Origin of the sequence: Oligella urethralis DSM 7531, assembly GCF_000372065.1 — a bacterium.
Classification (GTDB): Bacteria; Pseudomonadota; Gammaproteobacteria; order Burkholderiales; family Burkholderiaceae_B; genus Oligella; species Oligella urethralis.
Genome location: NZ_AQVB01000002.1, coordinates 148935 through 175231, shown reverse-complemented (window position 1 = coordinate 175231; position 26297 = coordinate 148935). Strand labels below are relative to the sequence as shown.

Sequence of the window (26297 nt, the reverse complement as noted above, 5' to 3'; positions counted from 1 at the left end):
ACCTATAGGATTTCTCCATGAGCCTTATTAATATTCTTCAAAACATTGTCGGTGATATCAGCAGCAACCCTTCTGGCAAGCAGCGTTCAAGCAGTCAGGGTGCTTTAGGTGGTATCGCCGATAGCATTCTCGGTCAGCTTAAGGACGGCATTGGTCGTAGTGATAAAGCGAGCACTGGCCGTGCTGATGATACTGGTCTTTTTTCTAAAAACGATCAAATCGCACTCGGTGCAGGGGCCTTAGCTATTTTGCTCGGTCGTCGAAACAACAGCAATATGTCAAAGCTCGGCGGTTTAGCGGCCTTAGGTACCGTGGCATTTCGTGCCTATCAGCGTTGGCAACAACAGCAACAAGGTGCGCTTAAAGTAGCAGATGCTGGACCTTGGTTTGCTAATACCCCCGAAGGTCAGGATATTACTGAACTTGACCAACAAACACAGGAGCAAAGCAGCCGCGCCTTAATTGCTGCCATTATCCTAGCTGCCCGTGCGGACGGTCAGATTGACCCAGCCGAGCAGGAGCTGATTGAACAACAAACTCAGGGTGTCAGTACAGCCGACGAAAAGGCCTGGATTAGCAGTTTACTCAATGCAGCTGTGGATCCTAAGGAAGTGGCTCAGTACGTTGACTCCCCGGCCATTGCCAGTCAGGTATATGCCTTAAGCCTTGCGGTGATTAATGAGCCTAATTTTATGGAACGTAGTTACTTAGACGAATTAGCTCGTCAATTAAGTATCACGGAGGCTCTAAAGGCTGAGCTTGAGCGTGAGTTAAAACAGCAGACGGCCTAATGCCATCAGCGCTCAGCGTGTGTTTTATTTGATACATACGCGCATTAGCCAAAAAATAACCCCCAAGAATGGGGGTTATTTTTTGGCTCAATCACACAATCGCTAGCTAAGCACCAAGACCACGCGCAATAATCAGGCGCTGAATCTCACTCGTGCCCTCATAGATCTGCGTGATACGCGCATCACGGTAGTATTTTTGAACTAAATAATCAGATAAATAGCCATAACCACCATGAATCTGTATCGCTTCGCTACATACCTTTTCTGCGATTTCTGAAGCGTAAAGCTTGGCCTGCGAAGCCTCCGATAAACAAGGTAGATTTTGCGACTTCATGCTGGCCGCATGCAAGGTTAATAGACGTGCTGCATTAACCATGGTCGCCATATTTGCCAATTTATCGGCAATGCTTGGATGCTGCGTCAAGGGTTTACCAAATTGCTCGCGCTCATTGGCGTATTGGACTGCGGCATCTAAAGCGGCACGCGCAATCCCTACAGCTTGCGCTGCAATACCGATACGGCCATTTTCCAAATTCGATAGCGCAATCGCAAGCCCTCTACCCTCTTCGCCTAAGATCATATCAGCCGATAATTCACAATTATCCAAGCTCACAGCGCAGGTATCAGAGGCCTTGATGCCGAGTTTATCCTCAACTCGCGTTACCTGATAGCCAGGATTGTCCGTCGGCACAATAAAGGCACTAATGCCGCGCTTACCCTGAGACGGATCAGTCACGGCAAAAACATTAGCCACACCGGCACGCTTACCATTCGTCACAAACTGCTTGCTACCGTTTAAGACCCATTTATCACCCACACGCTCGGCGCGGGTTTTAAGATTATGCGCTTCAGATCCCGCCTGTGGCTCGGTTAGGCAAAAAGCACCAATAATCTCACCAGTGCACATACGCGGTAACCATTCACGCTTTTGCTCCTCACTGCCGCTATTTAAAATGGTGCCACAACCGACCGAGCTGTGTACACTCATCATCGTCGCCATGGCCGCATCGGCAGCAGCAATCTCCTCTATCACCAAGGCATAAGCAATGTAATCACTGTAGGTGCCGCCGTACTCTTCGGGCACAACCATGCCTAAAAAGCCTAACTCACCCATTTGCTGAATGACATCATCACCTAACCAATGCGCCTCTTCCCACGCTAGTGCCTTAGGCGCAATTTCATTTTGAGCAAAATCGCGCGCCATATCGCGCATCATGATATGGTCTTCGCTTAACGTTGTATTAAACATTGTCCACCCTTATTTACTCTGAATATGCTTTATGATTGAAGAAAAATCGCTGCGACCATTACCCGCTTCGCTCGATTCCTTATACAGGGTGTGCGCTAAACTACCCATCGGTACGGCACTCTCACTTTGAGCAGCCGCCTCTAAGGCCAAACCCATATCTTTTAGCATCAGATCCGTAAAAAAGCCACCCTGATAATCACGACCTGCCGGTGCGGTTTCAATCACACCCGGCCATGGATTATTCACTTCAGAGCTCCAGCAACGTCCTGAGGAAGTATTAATAATACCGGCCAAGATCTTTGGATCCATCCCGAGCTTAACACCCAAGTTCATGGCTTCAGCCACACCAATCATACTAATGCCAAGGAGCATATTATTGGCTACTTTAGCCACCTGACCATTGCCATGCTCGCCGCAATAAACAATATTTTTACCCATCGCTTCTAAAATCGACTTTGCCTTGGCAAAACCCGCTTCGCTACCACCGACCATAAAGGTTAAAGTAGCATTTTGAGCTCCAACGGTACCACCAGAAACTGGCGCATCAAGCATAATCACGCCCTTGGCCTCAGCCACCTCGGCTACTTCACGCGCACTACCCGGATCAATAGTGGAGGAGTCGATTAATATCGTACCTGGCTTACTCGCCGCAATAATACCGCTAGCCCCATCGTCCCCAAGATAAACTGATTTAACATGCGCAGCCGCCGGTAACATGGTGACAATCACATCCTGCCCTGCTTCAGCTAAGGCCACGGGTGAGTTGGCAACGGAAATCTGTGCCTTTTCCTGTAAGTGCGCAATCGCCTCTGCAGATAAATCAAAGACGGTGAGCTCGTGACCTGCTTTCGCAAGATTTAAGGCCATAGGACCCCCCATATTACCAAGGCCGATAAAACCGATACGCATCATAGTCTCCCAAATAATCGCTTTTATTGTTTAGAAATGAATAACTTTACCCTCTAAACATACTCCTATCATTGTTAAATAATCGTCATTTTGATGACTTTTAAGGGTTTACCCTTGGAAAAATATTGCGCTTCAACATAGCCTGAGTCCACCGACGTAGGATGTGTTTTTTTATAGACTTTTAAACCAAAATCCCTTAGAAGTACTGACTTTTAAGGTAATATTAACTGTTTCTTCAACCTTTTTTATTATTAAAAATGTCCCTAATCGTACAAAAATTCGGCGGTACTTCGATGGGCTCCATCGAACGCATTCAAAATGTGGCTAAACGCGTTGCCAAGTGGCATAGAGCCGGACACCAAGTGGTCGTGGTGCCCTCCGCCATGGCTGGTGAGACTAATCGTCTTTTAGGTTTAGCGGCCGAGCTGTCCGATATGCCTGATCCGCGTGAGTTGGATATGTTGGCCGCTACCGGTGAGCAAGCTAGTAGTGCGCTGTTAGCACTGGCATTACAAGCTCAAGGCGTAGATGCCCGCAGCTACACTGGCTGGCAAGTACCGGTTAAAACCGACAGTGCATACACTAAAGCACGTATCAAGGAGATTGACGGTCAGCGTATTCTCAATGACTTAAATGCCGGCAAGGTCGTGATCGTCACGGGCTTCCAAGGCATTGACCCAGAAGGCCATATTACGACCCTCGGTCGTGGTGGTTCAGACACATCTGCCGTTGCGATTGCGGCTGCCATCAAAGCCGACCAATGCCTAATTTTTACCGATGTAGATGGCGTTTACACCACGGACCCACGGGTAGTACCAGAAGCGCGTCGTATGAATGTGATTTCTTTTGAAGAAATGCTGGAGATGGCCTCTTTAGGTTCAAAAGTCTTACAAATTCGCGCCGTAGAGTTTGCCGGTAAGTATAAAGTACCACTACGCGTTTTATCATCATTAACTGATCCTGAGATTCCCGTTGAAGAGGAGATTGTTTCAGGCACCCTAATTACTATTGAGGAAGATCCAAGTATGGAAGCTGCTGTTGTTTCTGGTATTGCCTTTAGTCGCGACGAGGCTAAAATCACTATCTTAGGGGTGCCTGATCGTCCAGGTATCGCCTCCGGCATTCTCAGCCCCATTGCTGATGCTAATATCGACGTCGATATGATTATTCAAAACCAATCAGTTGACGGCACCACCGACTTCTCCTTTACCGTTAATCGCAGCGGCTTTAAACAAGCGATTAAGGTGATTAACGAGGTGGTATTAAAAAATGTCAATGCGCGTGAAGTCATCACCGATGATAAGGTTTGTAAAGTATCCATCGTTGGTATCGGCATGCATTCTCACGCCGGTGTAGCCAGTAAAATGTTTAGCACCCTAGCAGAAGAAGGGGTTAATATCCAAATGATCAGCACCAGTGAAATTAAAACCTCTGTGCTGATTGAGGATAAATATATGGAACTGGCCGTGCGTGCTTTGCATAAAGTCTTCGGTTTAGACCAAGAAACAACAGACGAAGAATAATTTTCAAGCTAAACCAGCAAAATACTGGCAAAACTGAAAATTAAACTATATAATTATAAATTCTTTGGGAACGTGACCGAGAGGCTGAAGGTACTTCCCTGCTAAGGAAGCATACGGGCTTAAACCTGTATCGAGGGTTCGAATCCCTCCGTTCCCGCCAAAGAATTTATACAAGCAACGTTAAAATTGCTTAAAAACTTATAAAAACCCCGCTAAAACAAAGGCTTAGCGGGTTTTTTTGTATGTATGACTAATATGGTATGGAAATCTCGCGACGCCATTTTGGCATACTGACATTTCCTGCCATTATCTTGTTTGTGCTGTTTTTCATTTTGCCGGTTACAGTGGTCCTGATTGAAGCCGTATCAGACAGTGGTGCTTTTAAGCGCGTGCTTAATAATCCTCTATTCCATCGGGGTCTGCTCGGTACGTTGATACTGGGAAATACCGCTCCACTTATCTCAATGGTGGTCGGGTTTTGCGTAGCAATTTCACTTAGCCATATGAAGGCTAAATGACGTACTATTAATCTCTTTGTGATTTCTCTACCGCTGACTTTCTCCGGTTTGATTGTGGTTTATGGATTTATTTTAGCCTTTAGCCGAGCTGGATTTATCACTCAAATTGCATCCTATTTTGGTGCGGATCCTGTAATGACCCAGTCAAAACCTGCTCAGGTCTTAATTTGATATTAAGGAGAAAATTTGAACATGAGCACAGAGATGAAGTCAGAGAATCGTTGTTGGACAGCCAAGCGTAAAAGTGCGTTAGTTTTAGATATTTTTAAAGGCAAAACCACCGTTTCGGAAGCCAGTCGGACCTATGCTTTATCACCCTCTGAGATTGAAGGATGGATTGAGGAGGCCACTGAGGGCATGGAGAATGCCCTACGAGCTAAACCTCACGATATTCGAGAGCAATATGAGCGTAAGGTGAAAGATCTACAAGAAGCCTATGGTGAGGCGATGTTGGAGCTACGCGCCAGAAAAAAGTTGCAATCCCTGTTGGACGAGGAAGAGAAATGATTGAAGCCATCCAGCAGGGATTAAAAGAAGATGGCTATGAAGTATCCATTGCGAAGCTATGCCGCTGGTTTGATGTCCCACGACGGACTTTCTACTACCAGCCCGTCAAGAAATCGACACCCGAAAGTGCGGATAACACCTTTGATGGATTCAACCACATTGGTGATGTAAACAGTTTGTCGAATTGACTTGAGGCTCAATCAATAGCCTATCTCTGCTATGCTTTAGCGCATCGGCCAAAACCACACTTCTTGAGAGTGATAGCAATCCGACTCGCAACGCATATAAGGTGCTGAACCATCCAACAAGTCGATATGACCACCACCGCTATAGCCGGGAATATTGAAAAAAGCAATAATGCCGCTTCGCCCTCTGACGTGAGCATAGATATCTTGAGTATAACGTTCGGCCTTAGCAAATTGACCGCTTTGCTCAATCCTATTGGCTAATTTTCTCATATTTACTTCAATACGCTTACCTTGTAGCTTACCGTCAAGCACGCGATGAGAGCCATTACTTAATGATAAACCGGACTTCAACATAGCAAGGCTAACACGGATAGCACAAGTATTAGCATAGTTGTTATTATCAAGAAACTCATCCCAACCGATTTCTTTAAACAGAGATTCTCTTGAGACGTATCGCATACTGCCTGGATTAGATGAAGGATAATTTAACTGTAGTGTTTGAAATGGAATAGCCATGATTCGCATCTAGCAAATGGGTAAAGAAGTGAATGAATAAATTTAAGATTCGCAATAAGTTTCTAAAGCATTATTAACAAGCTCACTCGCATTCATACTTAAGACATCTTTATCAAGAGAATTTAAATAGCTATACACTCGATCGTAGACATCATGAGGCAAAACTTCCCCCTTCATACACCAATCCCTAGAGTCCATCACTGCCACAATATAGCCTTGAGCCCGAGCATTTAACAGAGACGGCGCTAACGTTAAATTTTGGCTTGACTCATTAGCACTTAAATTGTACATAAGCTCATCACCACTCACTATCCAACTACGTTCATCATTGGCATAGACCGATTGAACAGCGCAGAGGCTAAGAATTAGTACTGATAATAGTTTCATTAACTCAACTTAAACGTTATAAAAAGAAATTATATCCATTGTAGAAAAAGAACGATGAAGATTTTATGACGCAATTAAGGTGTTTTTATGACTAGATACAATCGACTCTGAGCCTATAAATAATTAAATGAAATTTTCACTCACCGTGTAGTCCCTCAATTTTTTGGGACTACAAGGGTTATAAAGATTGTGGATGAAATTTAAAATGTAACGCTCTGAAAACCTTAAAAACAGTTTCCCATTGAGGCTTACTCGTTCCATTGATTACTTTATATAAACTCTCACGGTTTAAGCCGGATTCTCTTGCTATTTCGCTAACCCCATGTTTTTTAATGAGAAAACCAAGGGCTTCGATAAATGTATTTGGATCGTCATCAGACAAGCATTCTTCTAAAAACAGTTGAATGTCTTCTTGGGTTTCCATGTAATCAAAGGGGTTAAAATCTTTTAATTTTTCGCTCATTTCAATTTTCCAAAGATTTTAAAATTTGTTTAGCATTTTCAATATCTTGTCTTTGTGTTCCTTTATGACCACCACAAAGTAAAATAATTACTTGTTGCTGATGTATCGTGTAATAAACCCTATAGCCTTTACCAATAAATATTCGCATTTCATATAGACGTTCAGACAGTTGCTTTGAGTCTCCAAAATTCCCATTAATAAAACGAATAATGCGTATATTAATTGCTTTGACTGCTTGTTTATCTTTCAAGGTGCTTAGCCATTTGTCAAAAACATCAGTTCTTTTAATTTGATATTTCATTACGTACATTGTAGCCTATAGGCTACATAAAGAAAACAAACTTTAATCAATTTATCCACAATTTTTGTGAATAAAAGTACATTTAAGTCTATTTGATTTTACTTATTAATTAAGGGGGTGGTTACCTGACTACTGAAAACTCGTAGAAATGCATACCAATAGGTTGTTTTATATCTCAGTGTTTGTCAAGCGAGTTGTCCGATATTTCATGCCGCTAAACTCACGGTTTGACCTTGAGTTAGCTGATTCTCTGATGGGTTGAGGTACACCTCTGCCACCGGTTCCCAATTGCGTGTTGTGCGTCCTTTCCAGCGTTCAGACTTTGCCTGTTTTGCTGCCACGCCCATTGACGGGCTTCTGTGATGTCGGCAAAGGGCTTGTTGGGGTAGTGAGGCATGCACTTAAGGGTCTTAAATAAAGACTCAGAATACGGGTTATCATTGCTAGTCGCCGGACGACTAAAGGACGGCATCACGCCTAGCTGCTGCAAGGTAGCTCGCATCGTGGCACCCTTCATCGGACTGCCGTTGTCGGAATGCAGTACGAGCGTTTCTCGCTGCACTTTGTGTTTCACGCAGGCGCGACGAATCAGTTGAGCTGCATGCTTTGCACCCTCATCCAGATGCACCTCCCAACCAACAATCAGACGACGATAGATATCAACCATCATGTAGAGGCGATAGAACTGAACTTTCACCGTCGATTTTAAGTAAGTCATATTTCATGTCCATACCTGATTCGGTGCCTGAGCTACCCACGCTGTCGGTTTTACGACCTTGCGAGGCGCCTGCACCTTATCACGGTGTGCCAGTTGATTGTACTCTTTAAGTACTCGGTAAAAGCTTGACTCAAAGGCGGCCTGCCAAGCAGTTTGCAGCTCTGGATATAAGCCGTGCTCGCGGCAATAAGCAGCACATTCAATTTCATTCATGGCCCAAGTCTGCCATACGTTGATGATGAGGAGGCAATGATTTTCGGCTGAGTTGTTCTTTAAACTCAAGATGATGAAATGCCATTATTAGCCCCTATCCGCCACCCCAAATGGGTTAAAAGTAAAAATTAAATGATCGGACTACTAGTGTGACATAGGGGGAAGAACTCGATTTAGAATTTAACCCCCCTTGTTGAGATGGGTCGACAAGGGGTTTTGCTTTTGAAAAACTGTTTTTATATATAACGTATTCCTAATCAAGGAATTTTATAAATTAATTCTAAATGGGCACTTTTATCACATCTTCATTTGCTTTTAGGTCAAAATAAAAAGTAAATTTAAATTCTTATTTTTGGAGGAGCTCATGAATTTTAAACAACGTCTATCAATCAGTCTAGCATCGCTTGCCATGTCCTCGATGCTCTGTGCAAGCGCCTTTGCGCAAGAGGTAAAGGAATACTCAGTATCAACCGTGCTGGGCAATGCCTACCCTTGGGGTCAAACAGCTGAGAAATGGGCGGAGCTGGTCGAAGAACGCTCAGAGGGTCGTATTAAACTTAAGGTCTACCCAAATGCTCAATTAGTTTCGGGCGACCAGACCAAAGAATTCTCCGCCTTGCGTAGTGGTTTGATTGATATGGCTTTAGGCTCCACCATTAACTGGTCACCACAGGTGCCCGAAGTTAACTTATTTTCACTGCCATTTTTAATGCCTGACAATGCAGCAGTTGATGCGATTACACAGGGTGAGGCAGGTAAAATGGTCTTTGACGCCATCGCCAAGCGTGGGGTTGTTCCTTTAGCCTGGGGTGAAAATGGCTTCCGTGAAATCTCTAACTCAAAGCATACCATCACCGCTCCTGAGGATTTACGCGGATTAAAGATTCGGGTTGTGGGTTCACCCCTCTTCTTAGATACGTTTAACGCCCTCGGTGCTAATCCTACGCAAATGAGTTGGGCAGATGCCTTACCTGCCCTAACGACCGGAGCAGTCGATGGTCAAGAAAACCCCTTATCCGTATTTTCAGCAGCTCGTGCCGATAGAGCCAGTCAGAAATACCTTACACTCTGGCATTACATGAATGACCCATTAATTTTTGGCGTGAGTGAGCGTGTCTGGAAGACCATCGCCGAAGAGGATCAGGCCCTGCTCAAGCAAGCAGCCTATGATGCTGGCCAATGGGGTATCGAAAAGTCACGCACTGAACTAGGAGCTACCTTAAATGACATTCGCGAGCGTGGTGTTGAAGTGACTGAACTTAGTCAAGAGCAGCATCAATCCTTTGTTGAAGCGACACAAAGCGTGTACGACAAATGGACCAAGCGCATTGGCGCAGAACTAGTTGAAACGGCTCAAAAAGCAATTTCAGAACGTTAATCTTGTTTTAACTGATGATGGCGCAGTCTATTATTAGCTGCGCCTTTTGTTTTACATTGTTTACTAGCTATTATGTCAAAAGCGAAAAAAATTCGTATTGAATCGTGGATAGCAATCATTGCACTGGCTGCGATTTGTATCATCAGTTTAGCCAATGTCTTAGTCCGCTATGCCACGGATATTTCTTTTGCCTTTACCGAAGAGTATTCGGTATTCCTAATGGTGGTACTGGCCTTTGCTGGAGCTGCTGTAGCGGCTCGTTCTAATGACCATATCCGTATCACCTTCCTGGAACAGCGTTTAGGCGCTAGCGGTAGGCGCCTTTTATACACTCTACAATGGCTTGGCACTGTCGTCGTCCTGAGTTTAGTTGCTTGGTATAGTGGCGTCTTAACATGGGAAGAATACATTTATGAGTCCCTTTCACCTGGCCTTGGCTATCCCACCTGGATATATTTGATTTGGATGCCAATTTTATCAGCAGTGATTATGCTGAGAACCACCCAAAATTGGATGGCTAGAATGCGGCTTGGCACAGAGGAGAATGTATCATGAGTGCTGACTTATGGATGTTACTTTCCTTTTTGCTAGCGATGCTAATCGGTATGCCAGTTGCCTATGCACTTGGTATAGGTGGTGCGATAGGTATTGTGATGGGCTTATCACCCGATATGCTAGCAACACTCGGCACCAATACCTATAATAGTATCGCTAAATACCCTTTAATTGCTATTCCACTTTTTATTTTAACGGGCTTAATTTTTGAGCGCGCAGGGGTGGCGGCTAGCTTAGTTACCTTTGCTCAATCGATCATTGGACAACGTCCTGGCGGCCTAACCCTGGTAGCAGTCATCGTTTGCTTAATTATGGGTGGCATGAGCGGCTCGGGCCCTGCGGATGCAGCGGCTGTCGCAATGGTGATGTTACCTAGCATGACCAAAGCGGGCTATCCGCGTCCTTTCTCCGCATCAATGATTGCGGCTGCGGCTTCTACGGCTATTTTAATCCCACCATCCATTGCTTTAATTTTGTATTCGGTGATGATGCCAGGGCTAGACTTACGCGCACTGTTTGCCGCTGGTTTGATTCCGGGTATATTAGCTGGTGTTGCGCTGTTGGTGCCGAGTTATATTTTGGCTCGACTTCGCGGTTGGGAGAGTAGCAAAACAGAAGAAAGACCACCTTTTAAACAAAGCTTTATCAAGGCCTTACCTGCCTTATTTGCGCCCGTCATTATCTTAGGCGGTTTACGCTCTGGGCTCTTCACACCGACTGAGGCAGCCGTTGTAGCGGTAAGTTATGGTTTGTTTTTAGGTGCGTTTGTGTATCGACAACTCACCTGGCGTGGCTTACTTGAGATGTTTAACGAAGCGGCAAAACTCTCTGGTATCGTGCTGTTAATCATCGCCTTAGCAGGCATTTTTGCCTGGTCAGGCACCACGCTTGGGACTTTTACACACCTAGCGGATATCATCTTGAGCTTGTCTGATAATGGCTTAGTACTATTATTCCTCATTATGATTTTAGTGCTCTTTGCCGGAATGCTACTTGATGCGATTTCGATTTACCTAATTCTGACCCCAGTCTTAATCCCATTAATCAATCATTTTGAATGGAATCCCGTCTGGTTCGGCATTTTGCTAGCGATGAATATTGCGATTGGGCAGTTCACGCCGCCTGTAGCAGTGAACTTAATGGTCACTACCAAGATCTCAAATATTCGCTTAGAACATACCTTTGGATGGGCCATGCTCTTTATGTTGACGATGTTCTGCGCCCTATTGCTCGTGATGTTCTTCCCGTCTATTGCGCTATGGCTACCTGAATATTTGGGCTTCTCAGTCAATTAAATTTAAAGCGCCTAAGCAGGCGCTTTTTCTTTTAATCTAAACCAATGTCTTGCTGCTGATATATTAGATGATTTAAATATGATAGAATTTCTTAAGCTTGGTTTTATACTGCGGGTTTTCAGAAGCGCTAGGCCTAAGTGAAGTGCTTTATTTGATATTGTATGTCCCCTTAAAGTTAGACCTATAGCGGAGCAGTGATTTAGCACTTACCTTAATTCCAAATTCTCCTATCGTATAGCCTTGTTAACTAGAGCTTCATGATGTCCAGCAAAACACCGTATATCCCACCATCTGACCTTAAAACCATTCTCCACTCTAAACGAGCTAACCTATACTATTTAGAGCATTGCCGCATCTTAGTAAACGGTGGTCGTGTCGAATACATAACACCGCATGGCAAAGAGTCGCTTTATTGGAATATTCCTATCGCTAATACGACTTCCCTATTGTTAGGTACGGGCACTTCCATCACTCAGTCGGCGGTACGAGAATTAGCAAAAGCAGGGGTATTGGTTGGTTTTTGTGGCGGAGGTGGCACACCGTTATTTGCTAGTACGGAGGTTGAGTGGCTTAGCCCTCAAAGTGAATATAGACCAACGCAATACTTACAAAATTGGTGCAAATTTTGGTTTGATGACGAGTTGAGGTTAAAAGCAGCCAAACTCCTGCAAACAAACCGTCTTCAATATATTCAAACCTTATGGCCTGATGAGTCCTCATTAAAAAATACACTTCATAAACTCTGTGACGACTACCGTAGTACATTTGATACCGCCTCGGATCACATGAACCTATTGGCTGCTGAGGGGCGCTTTACTTCTCACCTTTATCGTCTAGCAGTACAAATGACTTCTTACGACTCCTCATTTAAGCGTAGTCAGCGAGGTGACGCTACAGACCCAGCAAACCGATTCTTAGATCATGGTAATTATTTAGCCTATGGGCTAGGCGCAACCGCCTGCTGGGTGTTAGGTCTGCCTTTTGGCTTAGCAGTTTTACATGGCAAAACTCGCCGAGGCGGCTTAGTCTTTGATGCAGCTGATATTATTAAAGATGCCATCATACTTCCTCAAGCCTTTATTAGTGCAGTTGAAGGAGATAATGAAAAAGAGTTTCGTCAAGCCTGCATCAATAATTTTACAAAGCTAAATGCCCTCGATATCATCATTGACACCTTGAAACTGATTAGCCAGCAAATGCAAAAGAAATGAACATTCTTATCATTAGCCAATGCAACAAAAATGCCCTCAAAGAAACGCGTCGCATTGTTGATCAATTTGCGGAACGCACGGGTGACCGCAGTTGGCAAACCCAGATAACAGCAGAAGGCCTGCAAACATTAAAACGCATGTTACGCCAGACTGCACGCAAAAACACAGCGGTAGCCTGCTTCTGGATGCGCAGTCGCAAACAAACCGAGCTAATTTGGGTGGTGGGAGATAGAAGCCAATTCAATGATGACGGCAGAACACCCACCAATAGGACGGAGCGCAATATCCTCCGCGCTAAAAGTGAAAACCAGTGGAACTATTTAGCGAGCATTCAAATAGTCAGTGTTCTAGGCGCATTATTACATGATCTGGGTAAAGCTACAGTGGGCTTTGATCACAAGCTTCGTTCACGAGTCCGGCGATCCGATCCCTATCGTCATGAGTGGATTTCACTTTGCTTATTTAAAAAAATGATCGAGGGCTGTCAGACTAATGCGGAGTTTTTAACTCGCTTAATGGAATGGGATAAATACACTCAAACACACAAGGAGTGGTATCACGACATAATCGTTGATGAGGAGCATCTTAGAAATGATTCAGACACCTTTGGTTTTGAGAGCATGCCACCGCTTGCGCAATGGATTTCATGGCTTATTGTCAGCCATCATCGTATGCCATTTTATCAGGAGAATATCACCCCCCTTCATTTTGACGTTAACAAATTCTATGAAACCTTAAGTCCTGTTGATTTTTGGGTGAAAAGTTCTAGAACCATTGAAGAAGCACCTGAGTGTGTTAACACATTTCTACGACTAAAAAAAGATCCAACCCTAAGCAAGCTTTGGTTAAGAGACCTTAAGCGTTGGAGCCGTAAAGCCTTAGAAAACGGCTATCTTATGTCTTTAACAAAGCCTAATGATTTGTGGAACCCCTTACATTTGCACTTATCACGACTATGCTTGATGTTTGGCGATCATAACTACTCTAGCCTAGCTAGTGATTCTCCAAGACGAGTGCTAGATCCTGAAAGATTAAGTCATTATGAAGAAATCATTCAGTGCGACAAAAAGGATAAAGAGGAAATTTGGGCAAATCTAGACAAAGATAATATCTCAGGTAAGCAGTTTTTGGATGAACATTTAGTTGGTGTAGCCAGCATGACGGCTCACTTTTCTCGTTATTTGCCCTTAATAAAATCTGAGCTAAATGCCCTTAAAAATAACTCAACTCTAAGGAAGCGCAGCACAAACCCTCGATTCAATTGGCAAGATAGAGCCTCCGACTTAGTGAAGTCATTTTCTGAAAGCAGTGAAGAAAGAGGTTTCTTTGGCATTAGTATGGGTAGTACAGGGACAGGCAAAACCTTAGGCAATGCCAAAATTATGACCGCATTATCTGGCGATATAGGCCGTAGCCGCCTAACCTTTGCTCTTGGTCTACGCGTTTTAACCTCTCAAACGGGTGAGGCCTTAAGATCGCACTTTGACTTGGATGACGAAAGCTTAGCTACCTTAGTCGGTGGACCAGTATTTCCAAAGCCGGAGGACGACAATCGTGAGACCGACAAACTCGACAACGGAGCTTTATCAGGTAGTGAAAGTGCTGAGCATGACCTCTTTTTTGATGATGGTGAATTCATCGATACACTTGATGAGGGAGCACTTGATAGTGAGCTTTTTGGGACTGTCATTCGCGATCATAAAACCAAACAGTTACTTATGACCCCATGGATAAGCTGTACTATAGATCACCTGATGCAGGTTTGCGAACAGCAACGCGGCGGCCGCTATATGGCGCCCTTATTAAGAATTCTAAGTAGTGATGTCATTCTAGATGAGCCAGATGACTTCGGCCAAGGCGATTTGCCCGCCCTATCACGCCTAGTATATTGGAGCGGATTATTGGGCAGTCGGGTTTTATTGTCCTCTGCAACCATTACCAAAGACATGGCTGTCGGCCTTCATAAAGCGTATGAGGATGGGCGCAAAATATGGAATAGCTTCTTAGGACTTCCGAACCAGCCCACAATCTGTGCCTGGTTTGATGAGTTCAATAATCATATTGCTTGCTATAACAATGCTGAGTTAGCAGATTATCATGAGAAGTTTTGTAAAAAACGAATCAATAAATTACGCGAACTACCGATCCGAAGAAAAGCGGATTGGTTGCATGTTGATTCGAAAGATGAGTTAAGTGCTAAATTACTTGAGGGTGCTTTAAAGCTACACTCCTTAAACAATCAAAAAACCATTTCATCCGTTGCTGGTGAGGTTAGTGTCAGCGTAGGCTTAATTCGCTTTGCAAATATTAACCCAATGATTAAAGTATTAACTGATTTTTTAAATGAAACAGCCCCTCATGACACATTAATTCATCTTGTCCCTTATCACTCGCAGCAAATTCAATTACTCCGAGCCAATCTTGAGGCCAAGCTCGATCGCATATTGAATAGAAAAAAACCTGAGGAACTCTTCCTGCATCCTGAAATACAAGGTGTCATTGAAAATATCCACAATCAGGATATTAAGCACCATATTTTCATTGTTTTTGGCACAGCGGTGACCGAAGTTGGTCGTGATCATGATTACGACTGGGCAATTATCGAGCCATCATCCATGCGCTCAATCATTCAGCTTGCGGGTCGGGTATGGCGACACAGACCTGATAAAGTTGCTACCGATGAAAATATTTTGATATTAAACCAAAATATTAGAGCTCTTGAATCGAATGATATCGCCTATACTAAGCCAGGATATGAAAGCTCAGACTTCAAACTTAACGAGCATAAGCTTGATCGTATCGTTGCTCAAAATGAAATTAGCAATATCACGTCTATTGCACGACTTTTACGAGGTAAAGCCAAAATTACACCCCCTGGTGCGACAACAAATAGCACATCAAAGATTGCCCGAAAGCAGTCACGCCGTTTATCCCAACAGACTACAAGCCATGAATTAAACAATGTATCTAATGCGCTGGCAGATTTAGAGCATCAGGTGATGAAGGCGATTCTAAACGATGAAAACCATGCCGTAAGTATTTACAGGCAGGAAAATAATGCGGCGCCATTTACTGCATATCACAGCAAAAAGTACCCTTTTAGACAAGCAAGGGGCATTCAAGAAAGCTATGTTGCCTTAAATATTGATGGTGATTTGTGCTTTAAAACCTATGCCAATGCATTAAGCAACCCCGACCATCCCGATGGCTCGGTAAGGCATTTGATAACACAAGATCGCTTTGATCACGCTGAGCAGAATACCAATATGAAACGATGGCTAGAGCAGGATTTTACAGAAGCGCTTGAGTTAGTAGCCTCACAAAGTGGCCTAAGCATCAGCCAAGCCTCCCTAAGATACGCCAACTTGAACCTAACAAAATACGGCAAAGGTCAGCAAGTATGGAAATATCACCCATGGGTCGGCGCATGGGATTCTAAATAAAATAACTGCCTATACGGCAGAGAAGCGTATTTATCTAAAATACATTCTTATAAGCTGCCTATACGGCAGAAAACACCATATTATCATTAATGGCACTTAGAAATAAATTATAGAAGATGAAAAAGATAAAAGTGGCTTAAACAAAAGATTTTATATACCCAATGTTTTTTAAATAAAAATAATTTACTTTTAGAAAAACTGATGATAAGATAACACTAATTGAGCAATTCCATAGGAGAAATCCGATACAACCCACCCTTTTAAAGTCAACAAATAAAACTATGTTACCAATGTATTTTAATCGAATCAAGGAAACATGAGATGAATTTACCCATCCATTTAGCTATACGCCAACAACTACAAAAAACTTTAAATGGTTTTTTTGAGGCAAAAACCAAAAAAATCTCCAATGACATCGCCAAAGAGGAGGACCCCACGAAACTAGCTGAGCTTAATGAAAAGCTTAAGCAAGAGAAAGACAAGTACCAGCTTCACAACTGGATTGAAAATGAGGCAACTAAGATGATGTCAAGCTTAAAATTTGGAACTCATATATCAAAAGGTATCCATTCTTCATCACGAGGTCATAATGTGACCTTTCAACCCATCGTAGATCTAAGCGAGGAGTACTATATCGGCTCACACACCCCAGGTGAGTTAGCTATAGACGCCAATGGTAACAGCGCCTCCCTCCCGCTTGCCACTTTTTTAAAAACGCTTATTAATGATAGCACCCTTGAGGAGCTTATAATTACCGACTCGCCTTTGTTAGGTGGTGTATTTAATGATGACTCTACAAAGTCTGAAGCGTTTCGACTTGCTCTAAAAGATACGCTAACTAACACCACGGAAACACCCTCAGTAGATGGATTTAATAAACAAATACTTTGGCCAACCACTGATAACGCCATTCAAACTGATAGTTATATCAATCTCGTGCCGCTCTACCCTTCTGCATTGAGCAATCACTTTTACCAGCAAGTGAGACGTATTCATGAGATACAGAGAGAAGTACGGGATAAGAGAAATAAATCTCAAGATATTGAGGCGCCATACCGAATTCTACGTGGCTTAGCTATCACCAAACTAGGGGGTGCTAATGCACAAAACGTTGGCAGATTAAATGCGCAACAGAACGGTCAACACTATCTATTACCCTCTTACCCACCCATTTTTAAACGTATAGATAACATACCCTTAAGTCGTTCTGATAGCAGTATTTATAACGACAAAACACGTCATATCTGCCGCAATGGCTTCGAGAAACTAAAGGAAGTAACCAAACTCCGAAACAATGACATGCACGCACGAGATCGCCGCCAAGCAGCCATCGATGAAATTTTATTCAATATTTTATTTATTGCAGATGAGATAAAAGCGAATTGGGAAGGCGGATGGAGTGAGAACTACTCCCTTATCTCTGAAGAAAAACAGTGGTTAGATCCAAGCTCCTGCGTAGATTCCACAGCCACTAACTGGATCGAAAAAGTCGCCGAACGTTTTGCACGCTGGATTCTTCTATGGCTCCAAAAAGAGCTTCCAGGTCGTAAAGACGAATTTGCAGCGGAGGAATTTGACTACATGAAAAAAGAAATGAAAGACACACTTATTGCTAAAAACCGATATGAGGAGGTCTAAAAATGAATGACTACTTCTACATTTTGGTCGATGGTCTAAAGCTAACGAACGCTAACGCCATATCAGGCCCACAAAGCTATGGGTTTCCTGCCCTGAATGGCTTTATAAGCGCAGCACATGCACTTGAGAGAAGACTCAAAAAATTAGCTGATTTTCCAGATATTTCCTTTGATGGTGTTTTGATCTCATGCCGTGATTTTAAAATCAAAATGGATGACTCAGGTTATTTTGCCACCTTCAATCAAAAACGTGCCCCCATTCTTAAAGATGGCAAAACGGCGCCTATCATCGAAGAGGGTTATGTCGACTTAACCGTTAGCCTTGTGATTAAAGCCACTGGAGATCAACTCAGACTGTTCAATTTAGATAAGAACAAAAAAACTTTTGAGGAAAAATTTAGAAATCTTTGTTTAATGCAACGATTCGCTGGAGGCTCTGTAGAATACATTCGAGCAGTTGAGTTCTTTACCGCTGAAGATACTGACACTTTGAAGCGCCGCCTGTTACCAGGCTTTGTTCTGATTGATGCCTATGAAGATGCTGCGAATATCTATCACGAAATGGTCGAAGGCTACCGCACTGAAATAGAGGAGAAAATCGACCCTGAAACTGGTGAAATAACACGCTACATCTGCCCCGTAGGTCACAACCCAGAGACGGACATGCTAGACGTGTTAATCAGTACGGCGGCCATCTATCAAATTCCACCTAAAGCCGAACAAAGTGAATGGACACGCTATTCTTTTAAAAGAGACCGTGGATGGCTAGTGCCTATTCCCGTGGGCTATCAAGCTATAACCCAAAAATACGATGCTGACCAAGTAGCCAACATAAGAAACCCTAACTATGCCTCACAATTTGTTGAAGTCATTTATGGCCTTGGCAAGTGGGTCTTCCCTCATAGACTCAAGGGCGACATCAATCAATATTTCTGGCGTTATGACAATTCTGTCGAAAACCTATATTTAATCACTCAACATCAACCTAGCAATACAAACCTATAAGGAATGAAATTATGACTAAATTAAAAACAGCTTCAGTTTTAGCCTTCGAGCGCAATTTTGACTTTTCGGATGCGCATTTTTACCAAAAAAGCAGTGTGAGCACGGAGCAAAAGCTTTTACCAGTAGTTATACAAGAGAAGTCAATACGAGGCACTATTTCCAATCGCTTAAAAAACACCATTGCCAATGACCCATTAAAACTCGATGCAGAAGTACAAAAACCCAACCTACAACGGGTTGACGTTGCTATGCTGAATGATGACTGCGACACCTTGGTGGCATTCTTCACCTTAAAGATCATCCCCTTTACAGGTAGACCTTCAGTGTGTAACGATCAGGACTATCAAAGCAAGCTATTAGAGGTGGTCGACAACTACACCAATGAGCATGGATTCTCAGCGCTAGCGAAACGCTATGCACAAAACATTTTGAATGCTAGATGGTTATGGCGCAATCGCATTGGCTCCAAATCAATTTCTATTACAGTAGAAAATAAGGACGAATCAATTACGGTTAGTGACGCTAAATCCCTTAGCCTGATGAACTTTGATAATACTAGCGCTGAACTTGAGAAGCTAAGCCAATGGATTGATGATGGCCTCAAGGGTCGAGACGCACCTGTCTTTTTGCGAGTTAAAGCTGAAGCTATTGTCGGTAATGGTCAGGAAGTATATCCTTCCCAGGAACTGATCTTAGACAGAAAAGACACCAAGAGTAAAGTACTTTACACTTCGAATGATAAGGCGGCGATGCATAGCCAAAAGGTCGGCAATGCCATTCGCACCATCGATACATGGTATGAGGACGACGCACAATTCCCTATCGCCGTAGAGCCCTACGGTTCAGTCACAACTTTAGGAACTGCATTCAGACAGCCTAGATCAAAGAATGACTTTTACAACCTTTTTGATAACTGGATTCTTAAAGATCAAGCCCCTAGTCTAGAGCAGCAACACTATGTGATTGCCATCCTAATTCGTGGTGGCGTCTTCGGAGAAAGTGGTAAGGAGTAAATCGTATGCAGACACATTATTTTGAGATAAAGGCAATTCCGCACGAAGAGTTGCCACAGTCTGCCGTAACCTCACTTGCTTTGCAAGACCTACATAGTGTCTTAACTGATTTTGACGGGAAAGTCGGATTAAGCTTTCCTGATTATAAAAAACAGATTATGACACTTGGGGGCAGAATACGTTGTTTTGCCAGCTTTGAGACTCTAGAAGGTATAAAGCTAAAGCTACTCGGTAAAGGTATTAATGATTATGCCATCATTTCGAATATCCATGAGATCCCTAAACAGGTTCCAAGATACTTTACTTATAGTCGTGTGCAAAACAAAGGAACGAGCGATTTAAAAAGGATAAAAAAAGCAATGCAACGTAGAGGTAAAAGCGAGGCAGAGATTCAGAAGGTGTTAGAGCTAAGGATTCAAAAGCTGAAGCCTGTCACATTGCCTCATGCTCATATTAATAGCGCTTCTACTGGGCAAAGATTTTTGTTAATGATTAATCGCAAACCAGCTCCTATGAAAAGTGAAGGACTTTTTAGCAGTTATGGTCTGAGTCCTACCTCAACAGTACCTGACTTCTAGTTTAGTCTATGAGTCAATGATGCAAAAAACCCTTTTCTTAAGATAAACCAACTCTCTGCAAAGAGCGCGCTAGTACAAGGCTCACAAGGGATGATGTATTTTGAAATAGAAAAGGGTTTTATATGCATGTTCTTTAACAATTAGGATAATATAAAGGTTCAAGCATGAATTGTGCTAGTTCTCTGCCGTATAGGCAGCTTATAAAATCGCACCACCAAATGCTGCTTCGTTTCCTGCGTTCTCTGCCGTATAGGCAGCTTATAAAAAAGCCTTTAATTGATCAGGGCTCAAACTTTGGTTCTCTGCCGTATAGGCAGCTTATAAATCTTCATTGTTTAGTTCATAGTAGTGGATGATGTTCTCTGCCGTATAGGCAGCTTATAAATTTAGTTTAGTTTAGTTAGTATGCTGAGAATGGTTCTCTGCCGTATAGGCAGCTTATAAATTATTAGGCACGTCGGGATAGTGATGGGCTAAGTTCTCTGCCGTATAGGCAGCTTATAAATGGCGCGGGAAAATCAATTTTGCCGCGCGCTTGTTCTCTGCCGTATAGGCAGCTTATAAAATCTGGCAGTAGCGCTCAAGTTCCCGCTGCTCGTTCTCTGCCGTATAGGCAGCTTATAAATTAATCTCAAAGCTAGCTAAGTAATGCCCGTTGTTCTCTGCCGTATAGGCAGCTTATAAATCGGAGTATCCACCGAAGCTTGAAGACGTAAAGTTCTCTGCCGTATAGGCAGCTTATAAATCAGCAACACGATCCATCATGATATTCCGTAGGTTCTCTGCCGTATAGGCAGCTTATAAATTTTGAAATAGCGTCAATCAATTCAGGCATTTGTTCTCTGCCGTATAGGCAGCTTATAAATTATCGTGTTTCAAATCACTTTAAAGGAATCAGTTCTCTGCCGTATAGGCAGCTTATAAATAAATGTTGTTTATCTCATTAACTTTATTATAGTTCTCTGCCGTATAGGCAGCTTATAAAATGCGGGTTTAGCTTTTTAATCGCTGACTAGGGTTCTCTGCCGTATAGGCAGCTTATAAACAAACAGCCTAAAAATGGCTTTAAAATTGATTGTTCTCTGCCGTATAGGCAGCTTATAAAAGTAGCTCCAGGATGGTGCGTGTTTTGAACATGTTCTCTGCCGTATAGGCAGCTTATAAAACTTGAAACAGCTAAACACTTGCAAAATGCGCGTTCTCTGCCGTATAGGCAGCTTATAAATTGCAAAAAGGAAAAACCCCCACTTGAAACAGGTTCTCTGCCGTATAGGCAGCTTATAAACCCACGGATACCGGATGGCTGCTTTCGGTGAGGTTCTCTGCCGTATAGGCAGCTTATAAAATTAAGCACTCCCATAGTTATATTCACCGTCAGTTCTCTGCCGTATAGGCAGCTTATAAAAAAAAAAGTTAAAAGGTTATCGCAATGCAAATGTTCTCTGCCGTATAGGCAGCTTATAAATGATTGGGCTTTGACTTCAATGACTATTTTATGTTCTCTGCCGTATAGGCAGCTTATAAAATTTGCCCTAGCCTTTCGTACACACTCCGATCGTTCTCTGCCGTATAGGCAGCTTATAAATCTTTTTGCGCGTAATAAAAAAGAGTACCTATGTTCTCTGCCGTATAGGCAGCTTATAAAACTATCTCAATTCTGATTGCTCAGTGGTTAAGGTTCTCTGCCGTATAGGCAGCTTATAAAACAAACCGGTGCCATCAACCGCGCTTGTGTACGTTCTCTGCCGTATAGGCAGCTTATAAACTACGCTTGTAAACTCAGGTATTAAGCAAGGTGTTCTCTGCCGTATAGGCAGCTTATAAAATATTTCGAAGATGTATCTGGCCACTAATGTTGTTCTCTGCCGTATAGGCAGCTTATAAAGCTAGAACATACGCTAAGCTTACGCAAGATAGGTTCTCTGCCGTATAGGCAGCTTATAAATAAGACTTAATCATAGTCTTAGGTTAGTATTAGTTCTCTGCCGTATAGGCAGCTTATAAAGTTAAAATTGCTTGGAAAGATCTACAAGCTCGTTCTCTGCCGTATAGGCAGCTTATAAAACTGTAATTACGTAGTGTCATATTTGCTTCGTGTTCTCTGCCGTATAGGCAGCTTATAAAACACCAAGTGGATAGGTATGTGTAGGTGCTTAGTTCTCTGCCGTATAGGCAGCTTATAAAAGATTCACTTTGGAAAAGACTATTTTCCATCAGTTCTCTGCCGTATAGGCAGCTTATAAATTAATGTTAAAAGCGAAATCCATGTTTTAAGCGTTCTCTGCCGTATAGGCAGCTTATAAAAATCCCATTTGACTTTTTACAGCTTGAGAAATGTTCTCTGCCGTATAGGCAGCTTATAAAAGTGGAGTATCAAAGTAATGCTAAAGCACCGCGTTCTCTGCCGTATAGGCAGCTTATAAAACGTGGTGCTTTTCATAAACCGTAGGAGATTAGTTCTCTGCCGTATAGGCAGCTTATAAAACGCCGCGCGCAGAAGCGATTAAATCAAGTGTGTTCTCTGCCGTATAGGCAGCTTATAAATTTAATATTGATGATGTCCCGCAGCGCATTGAGTTCTCTGCCGTATAGGCAGCTTATAAAAATCGATATTGTACTCGAGTGGGCGCCGGTTAGTTCTCTGCCGTATAGGCAGCTTATAAAACAGGGTTAGATAATTTGCGTTCGGCAGGAGTGTTCTCTGCCGTATAGGCAGCTTATAAAACGTAGCAGGTCAACGTCAAGGCTATGAAGACGTTCTCTGCCGTATAGGCAGCTTATAAATTATGCGTTGTCTTTACTAGACTCTGAGCTTGGTTCTCTGCCGTATAGGCAGCTTATAAAAAGCTGGTTACTAGCATAGCCTTGATGCATGCGTTCTCTGCCGTATAGGCAGCTTATAAAAAACTATCGCAAATAATCTTACTTTAGGTAGCGTTCTCTGCCGTATAGGCAGCTTATAAAATATTTAGCGTAGCGAGCAATATCTCCGGCACGTTCTCTGCCGTATAGGCAGCTTATAAACTTTAAATGGAAGAAACTAAACTGACAATAGAGGTTCTCTGCCGTATAGGCAGCTTATAAAACGTCAAGCGCTCAGCTTCAACTTCTTGCCGAGTTCTCTGCCGTATAGGCAGCTTATAAAACTACGCGCGAGATTTTCAGGAGAATCAAGATGTTCTCTGCCGTATAGGCAGCTTATAAAATTGCAAATTACTTTGAAGAGCAAGATGGGGAGTTCTCTGCCGTATAGGCAGCTTATAAAACTACCGCATCTAACTTCACCTTGCACTCATAGTTCTCTGCCGTATAGGCAGCTTATAAATCAGAGGTGATGAACATGATTGACGCCTCCTTGTTCTCTGCCGTATAGGCAGCTTATAAAAAAAGATGCGGGCTATGTGGGCAAGTGAACAAGTTCTCTGCCGTATAGGCAGCTTATAAATCGATGCCAGTCATGTTTTTTTCGTCTCGAAAGTTCTCTGCCGTATAGGCAGCTTATAAAAATTTATAGGCAAAACATGGAATGCATTAGCTGTTCTCTGCCGTATAGGCAGCTTATAAAGTGAGTTGTTGTACCTTCTGCAGCACTAATAAGTTCTCTGCCGTATAGGCAGCTTATAAAAGTACGCTTAGCAGCTAGTCGGCGTTTTACTAGTTCTCTGCCGTATAGGCAGCTTATAAATTAGTAATCAGGGCTATCACTTCAACCTACTTGGTTCTCTGCCGTATAGGCAGCTTATAAATTTCCTCCTGGTAATTACCTATTTGAATACACGTTCTCTGCCGTATAGGCAGCTTATAAATGGCGTAACGGATTGGCGCACCTGCGCATCTGGTTCTCTGCCGTATAGGCAGCTTATAAAAGTACGTCAGCTAATGGCGGTTGCTCGGTCTCGTTCTCTGCCGTATAGGCAGCTTATAAATTTATTAAGCAATCACATGCTTAATAAACTAAGTTCTCTGCCGTATAGGCAGCTTATAAAATGCTTAGGACGCTATGCAAGCTATTTTCGTAGTTCTCTGCCGTATAGGCAGCTTATAAATCTTGTCTTAAAAACAGGGCCATACGTTTAAAGTTCTCTGCCGTATAGGCAGCTTATAAAATGCTTAGGACGCTATGCAAGCTATTTTCGTAGTTCTCTGCCGTATAGGCAGCTTATAAATCTTGTCTTAAAAACAGGGCCATACGTTTAAAGTTCTCTGCCGTATAGGCAGCTTATAAAGGGAGCGCTTTCCGCACGTGCCTAACCTGGGCGTTCTCTGCCGTATAGGCAGCTTATAAATCTTTGCCACCGGAGGGTTGAATTTTCTTTAGGTTCTCTGCCGTATAGGCAGCTTATAAATCGCCAGCCTTGATGCTACTTAAACCAGTGCCGTTCTCTGCCGTATAGGCAGCTTATAAATTTAGCGGTTTACTAGACCGCAACCAAGGTTAGTTCTCTGCCGTATAGGCAGCTTATAAAATAACCTAAACCATAACCTAAACCATAACCTAGTTCTCTGCCGTATAGGCAGCTTATAAATGAATGTTTCGGAATCACATTTTAAAAATAGTGTTCTCTGCCGTATAGGCAGCTTATAAATTGCAAGCCTTGCAATACGCCTAAGCACCCTTGTTCTCTGCCGTATAGGCAGCTTATAAAATAACCTAAAACAACGGTTTAAGCTAGGTTTAGTTCTCTGCCGTATAGGCAGCTTATAAAATTGTCGGATCTGCGGAACAACGGCTTAAAGCGTTCTCTGCCGTATAGGCAGCTTATAAAATGTACTGGTTGCCACACGCTTTGGCGCAATAGTTCTCTGCCGTATAGGCAGCTTATAAAACGCAAGCAACGGGTGCTTTATATTTCATCACGTTCTCTGCCGTATAGGCAGCTTATAAATATTATCCTTATATCAGTTAAGAGGCGCCTATGTTCTCTGCCGTATAGGCAGCTTATAAAATTGAATTCAAAACTGCTGAACAAATTTCTCAGTTCTCTGCCGTATAGGCAGCTTATAAAATACCTGATCAGGTGGTTTGGCCTTGCTAAGGGTTCTCTGCCGTATAGGCAGCTTTTATAAAGCGCACTTGCATTTTCATTGTTATCACAGCTGTCTCAACAAATATCAAGAATTAAATGCGAAGATTAAACGCATCAATAATATATATACTGAAGAGCGCCTGAAGGTTAGGAGCATCAAAGAAGTCAAGAAAAAAGTGATAGCACCATCTCAGCGTAAAGAGATGGCGTAAACATCACGACATCAGGATTAGCTAGTCTTGCCATGAATTCAGCTTAAATCAAAGCGGCTTTACTACCCAGCCAAGAATTAAAATAACAATGAGCTAATTGCGGATTGCTTCTTATGGCTCACTACCAAACAAAAATTGTGAGGCTTTGGTCTCTACTTTCTTCGTCTACGTAACCTCAAGGGCTTTAAGTGGAATAAAATGTCATCAACAATTTAATTTAATCCCTCCCCGGAACTGCAGTTTTACACTGCGCTTGACTATGTTAAAAAAGCAATAGCTTTATTTATTTATAAACAATTATTCCAAGGAGTTCTACCATGAGATACATCAAACAAAATGATCGACCTGCACCCAAGCGTTTAATCGAATTCATGAAAAAAGAAGCTCAGGGTGAATTTGCACCCCGATACCCTGATGAGAAACCTGTATTTATCACAAAAGAAATGGAGGCTGAAGCCTTAGCAAAGGGTATTACTGAATTCACTAAAAACACATATTACAGTGACGATGACTAACAAAACGACACCAATAACCATGCTCCGTTGAGCAATCCATTGTCCAGTTTAATCCTGCATGATGACACCGACACTATCATTGGATGATTGACAAGTCGACGGGCTCAATCATGCAGAACAACTGCGCCACAAGTTAATCTAGAAC

22 protein-coding genes, 1 tRNA gene and 1 CRISPR repeat array are annotated in these 26297 nt (G+C 42.8%); of the genes, 15 read left to right on the top strand and 8 right to left on the bottom strand.

What is annotated here, in order from left to right; genetic code table 11:
* Positions 1-17 precede the first annotated feature (17 nt).
* On the top strand, positions 18-791 hold the full coding sequence (locus A3GA_RS0102345; protein WP_018025778.1) for a tellurite resistance TerB family protein: 774 nt from the start codon (positions 18-20) through the stop codon (positions 789-791).
* 106 nt (positions 792-897) lie between these two features.
* On the opposite strand, the gene A3GA_RS0102340 is transcribed toward A3GA_RS0102345, so the two are convergent.
* On the bottom strand, positions 898-2040 hold the full coding sequence (locus tag A3GA_RS0102340; protein WP_018025777.1) for an acyl-CoA dehydrogenase family protein: 1143 nt from the start codon (positions 2038-2040) through the stop codon (positions 898-900).
* A gap of 9 nt (positions 2041-2049) precedes the next feature.
* Entirely contained in the window at positions 2050-2949 is a 900-nt protein-coding gene (gene mmsB / locus A3GA_RS0102335) for a 3-hydroxyisobutyrate dehydrogenase (protein WP_018025776.1), read from the bottom strand.
* A 257-nt stretch (positions 2950-3206) separates the two neighbouring features.
* On the opposite strand from mmsB, the gene A3GA_RS0102330 reads away from it, so the two are divergent.
* From A3GA_RS0102330 to A3GA_RS12380, 4 genes are all read left to right on the top strand, one after another.
* Positions 3207-4472: an aspartate kinase gene (locus A3GA_RS0102330; RefSeq protein WP_026156759.1), complete on the top strand. Its 1266-nt coding sequence runs from the start codon at positions 3207-3209 to the stop codon at positions 4470-4472.
* Positions 4473-4538: 66 nt separating this feature from the next.
* Positions 4539-4632 (top strand) — tRNA-Ser (locus A3GA_RS0102325).
* Positions 4633-5182: 550 nt separating this feature from the next.
* Positions 5183-5497, top strand: a complete 315-nt coding sequence (locus tag A3GA_RS0102315; RefSeq protein WP_018025773.1) for a DUF1153 domain-containing protein — start codon at positions 5183-5185, stop codon at positions 5495-5497.
* A complete protein-coding gene (locus A3GA_RS12380; protein ID WP_018025772.1) occupies positions 5494-5685 on the top strand; it encodes a helix-turn-helix domain-containing protein in 192 nt (63 codons plus the stop codon). Before A3GA_RS0102315 ends, A3GA_RS12380 begins: the two co-directional genes overlap by 4 nt.
* Positions 5686-5721: 36 nt before the next feature.
* On the opposite strand, the gene A3GA_RS0102305 is transcribed toward A3GA_RS12380, so the two are convergent.
* The 6 genes from A3GA_RS0102305 to A3GA_RS11790 all read right to left on the bottom strand — a co-directional run bounded on the left by A3GA_RS0102305 (position 5722) and on the right by A3GA_RS11790 (position 8283).
* Entirely contained in the window at positions 5722-6201 is a 480-nt protein-coding gene (locus A3GA_RS0102305) for a T6SS effector amidase Tae4 family protein (protein WP_018025771.1), read from the bottom strand.
* Positions 6202-6243: 42 nt separating this feature from the next.
* Positions 6244-6588: a Rap1a/Tai family immunity protein gene (locus A3GA_RS0102300; RefSeq protein WP_018025770.1), complete on the bottom strand. Its 345-nt coding sequence runs from the start codon at positions 6586-6588 to the stop codon at positions 6244-6246.
* A gap of 178 nt (positions 6589-6766) precedes the next feature.
* Positions 6767-7051: an addiction module antidote protein gene (locus A3GA_RS0102295; RefSeq protein ID WP_018025769.1), complete on the bottom strand. Its 285-nt coding sequence runs from the start codon at positions 7049-7051 to the stop codon at positions 6767-6769.
* Position 7052: 1 nt separating this feature from the next.
* Positions 7053-7352: a type II toxin-antitoxin system RelE/ParE family toxin gene (locus tag A3GA_RS0102290; RefSeq protein WP_040613993.1), complete on the bottom strand. Its 300-nt coding sequence runs from the start codon at positions 7350-7352 to the stop codon at positions 7053-7055.
* Positions 7353-7590: 238 nt separating this feature from the next.
* Complete coding sequence (locus A3GA_RS11165) at positions 7591-8070, bottom strand: DDE-type integrase/transposase/recombinase (protein WP_048768955.1); 480 nt, start codon at positions 8068-8070, stop codon at positions 7591-7593.
* Between the two features lie 3 nt (positions 8071-8073).
* On the bottom strand, positions 8074-8283 hold the full coding sequence (locus A3GA_RS11790) for a hypothetical protein (protein WP_018025767.1): 210 nt from the start codon (positions 8281-8283) through the stop codon (positions 8074-8076).
* 364 nt (positions 8284-8647) lie between these two features.
* On the opposite strand from A3GA_RS11790, the gene A3GA_RS0102280 reads away from it, so the two are divergent.
* From A3GA_RS0102280 to A3GA_RS0102235, 10 genes are all read left to right on the top strand, one after another.
* On the top strand, positions 8648-9661 hold the full coding sequence (locus A3GA_RS0102280; RefSeq protein ID WP_018025766.1) for a DctP family TRAP transporter solute-binding subunit: 1014 nt from the start codon (positions 8648-8650) through the stop codon (positions 9659-9661).
* 72 nt (positions 9662-9733) lie between these two features.
* Entirely contained in the window at positions 9734-10216 is a 483-nt protein-coding gene (locus tag A3GA_RS0102275) for a TRAP transporter small permease (RefSeq protein WP_018025765.1), read from the top strand.
* A complete protein-coding gene (locus A3GA_RS0102270) occupies positions 10213-11511 on the top strand; it encodes a TRAP transporter large permease (RefSeq protein ID WP_018025764.1) in 1299 nt (432 codons plus the stop codon). The genes A3GA_RS0102275 and A3GA_RS0102270 overlap by 4 nt, the downstream gene beginning before the upstream one ends.
* 257 nt (positions 11512-11768) lie before the next feature.
* Positions 11769-12722, top strand: coding sequence for a type I-F CRISPR-associated endonuclease Cas1f (gene cas1f / locus A3GA_RS0102265; protein WP_026156758.1), 954 nt, complete (start codon positions 11769-11771; stop codon positions 12720-12722).
* The gene (cas3f, locus tag A3GA_RS0102260) at positions 12719-16165 is read left to right on the top strand and encodes a type I-F CRISPR-associated helicase Cas3f (protein ID WP_018025762.1); all 3447 of its coding nucleotides are present in this window, start codon (positions 12719-12721) and stop codon (positions 16163-16165) included. Before cas1f ends, cas3f begins: the two co-directional genes overlap by 4 nt.
* 321 nt (positions 16166-16486) lie before the next feature.
* Positions 16487-17803 (top strand): type I-F CRISPR-associated protein Csy1, encoded by a 1317-nt coding sequence (csy1, locus tag A3GA_RS11160; protein ID WP_018025761.1) that lies wholly within the window; start codon positions 16487-16489, stop codon positions 17801-17803.
* Between the two features lie 2 nt (positions 17804-17805).
* On the top strand, positions 17806-18807 hold the full coding sequence (csy2, locus tag A3GA_RS0102250; RefSeq protein WP_018025760.1) for a type I-F CRISPR-associated protein Csy2: 1002 nt from the start codon (positions 17806-17808) through the stop codon (positions 18805-18807).
* A gap of 11 nt (positions 18808-18818) precedes the next feature.
* Positions 18819-19820: a type I-F CRISPR-associated protein Csy3 gene (gene csy3 / locus A3GA_RS0102245; protein WP_018025759.1), complete on the top strand. Its 1002-nt coding sequence runs from the start codon at positions 18819-18821 to the stop codon at positions 19818-19820.
* A 5-nt stretch (positions 19821-19825) separates the two neighbouring features.
* Positions 19826-20398, top strand: coding sequence for a type I-F CRISPR-associated endoribonuclease Cas6/Csy4 (gene cas6f / locus A3GA_RS0102240; RefSeq protein ID WP_018025758.1), 573 nt, complete (start codon positions 19826-19828; stop codon positions 20396-20398).
* A 177-nt stretch (positions 20399-20575) separates the two neighbouring features.
* Positions 20576-25464: a CRISPR direct-repeat array (repeat unit 28 nt; unit sequence GTTCTCTGCCGTATAGGCAGCTTATAAA).
* A 490-nt stretch (positions 25465-25954) separates the two neighbouring features.
* Positions 25955-26152: a hypothetical protein gene (locus A3GA_RS0102235; protein WP_018025757.1), complete on the top strand. Its 198-nt coding sequence runs from the start codon at positions 25955-25957 to the stop codon at positions 26150-26152.
* Positions 26153-26297: the final 145 nt, after the last annotated feature.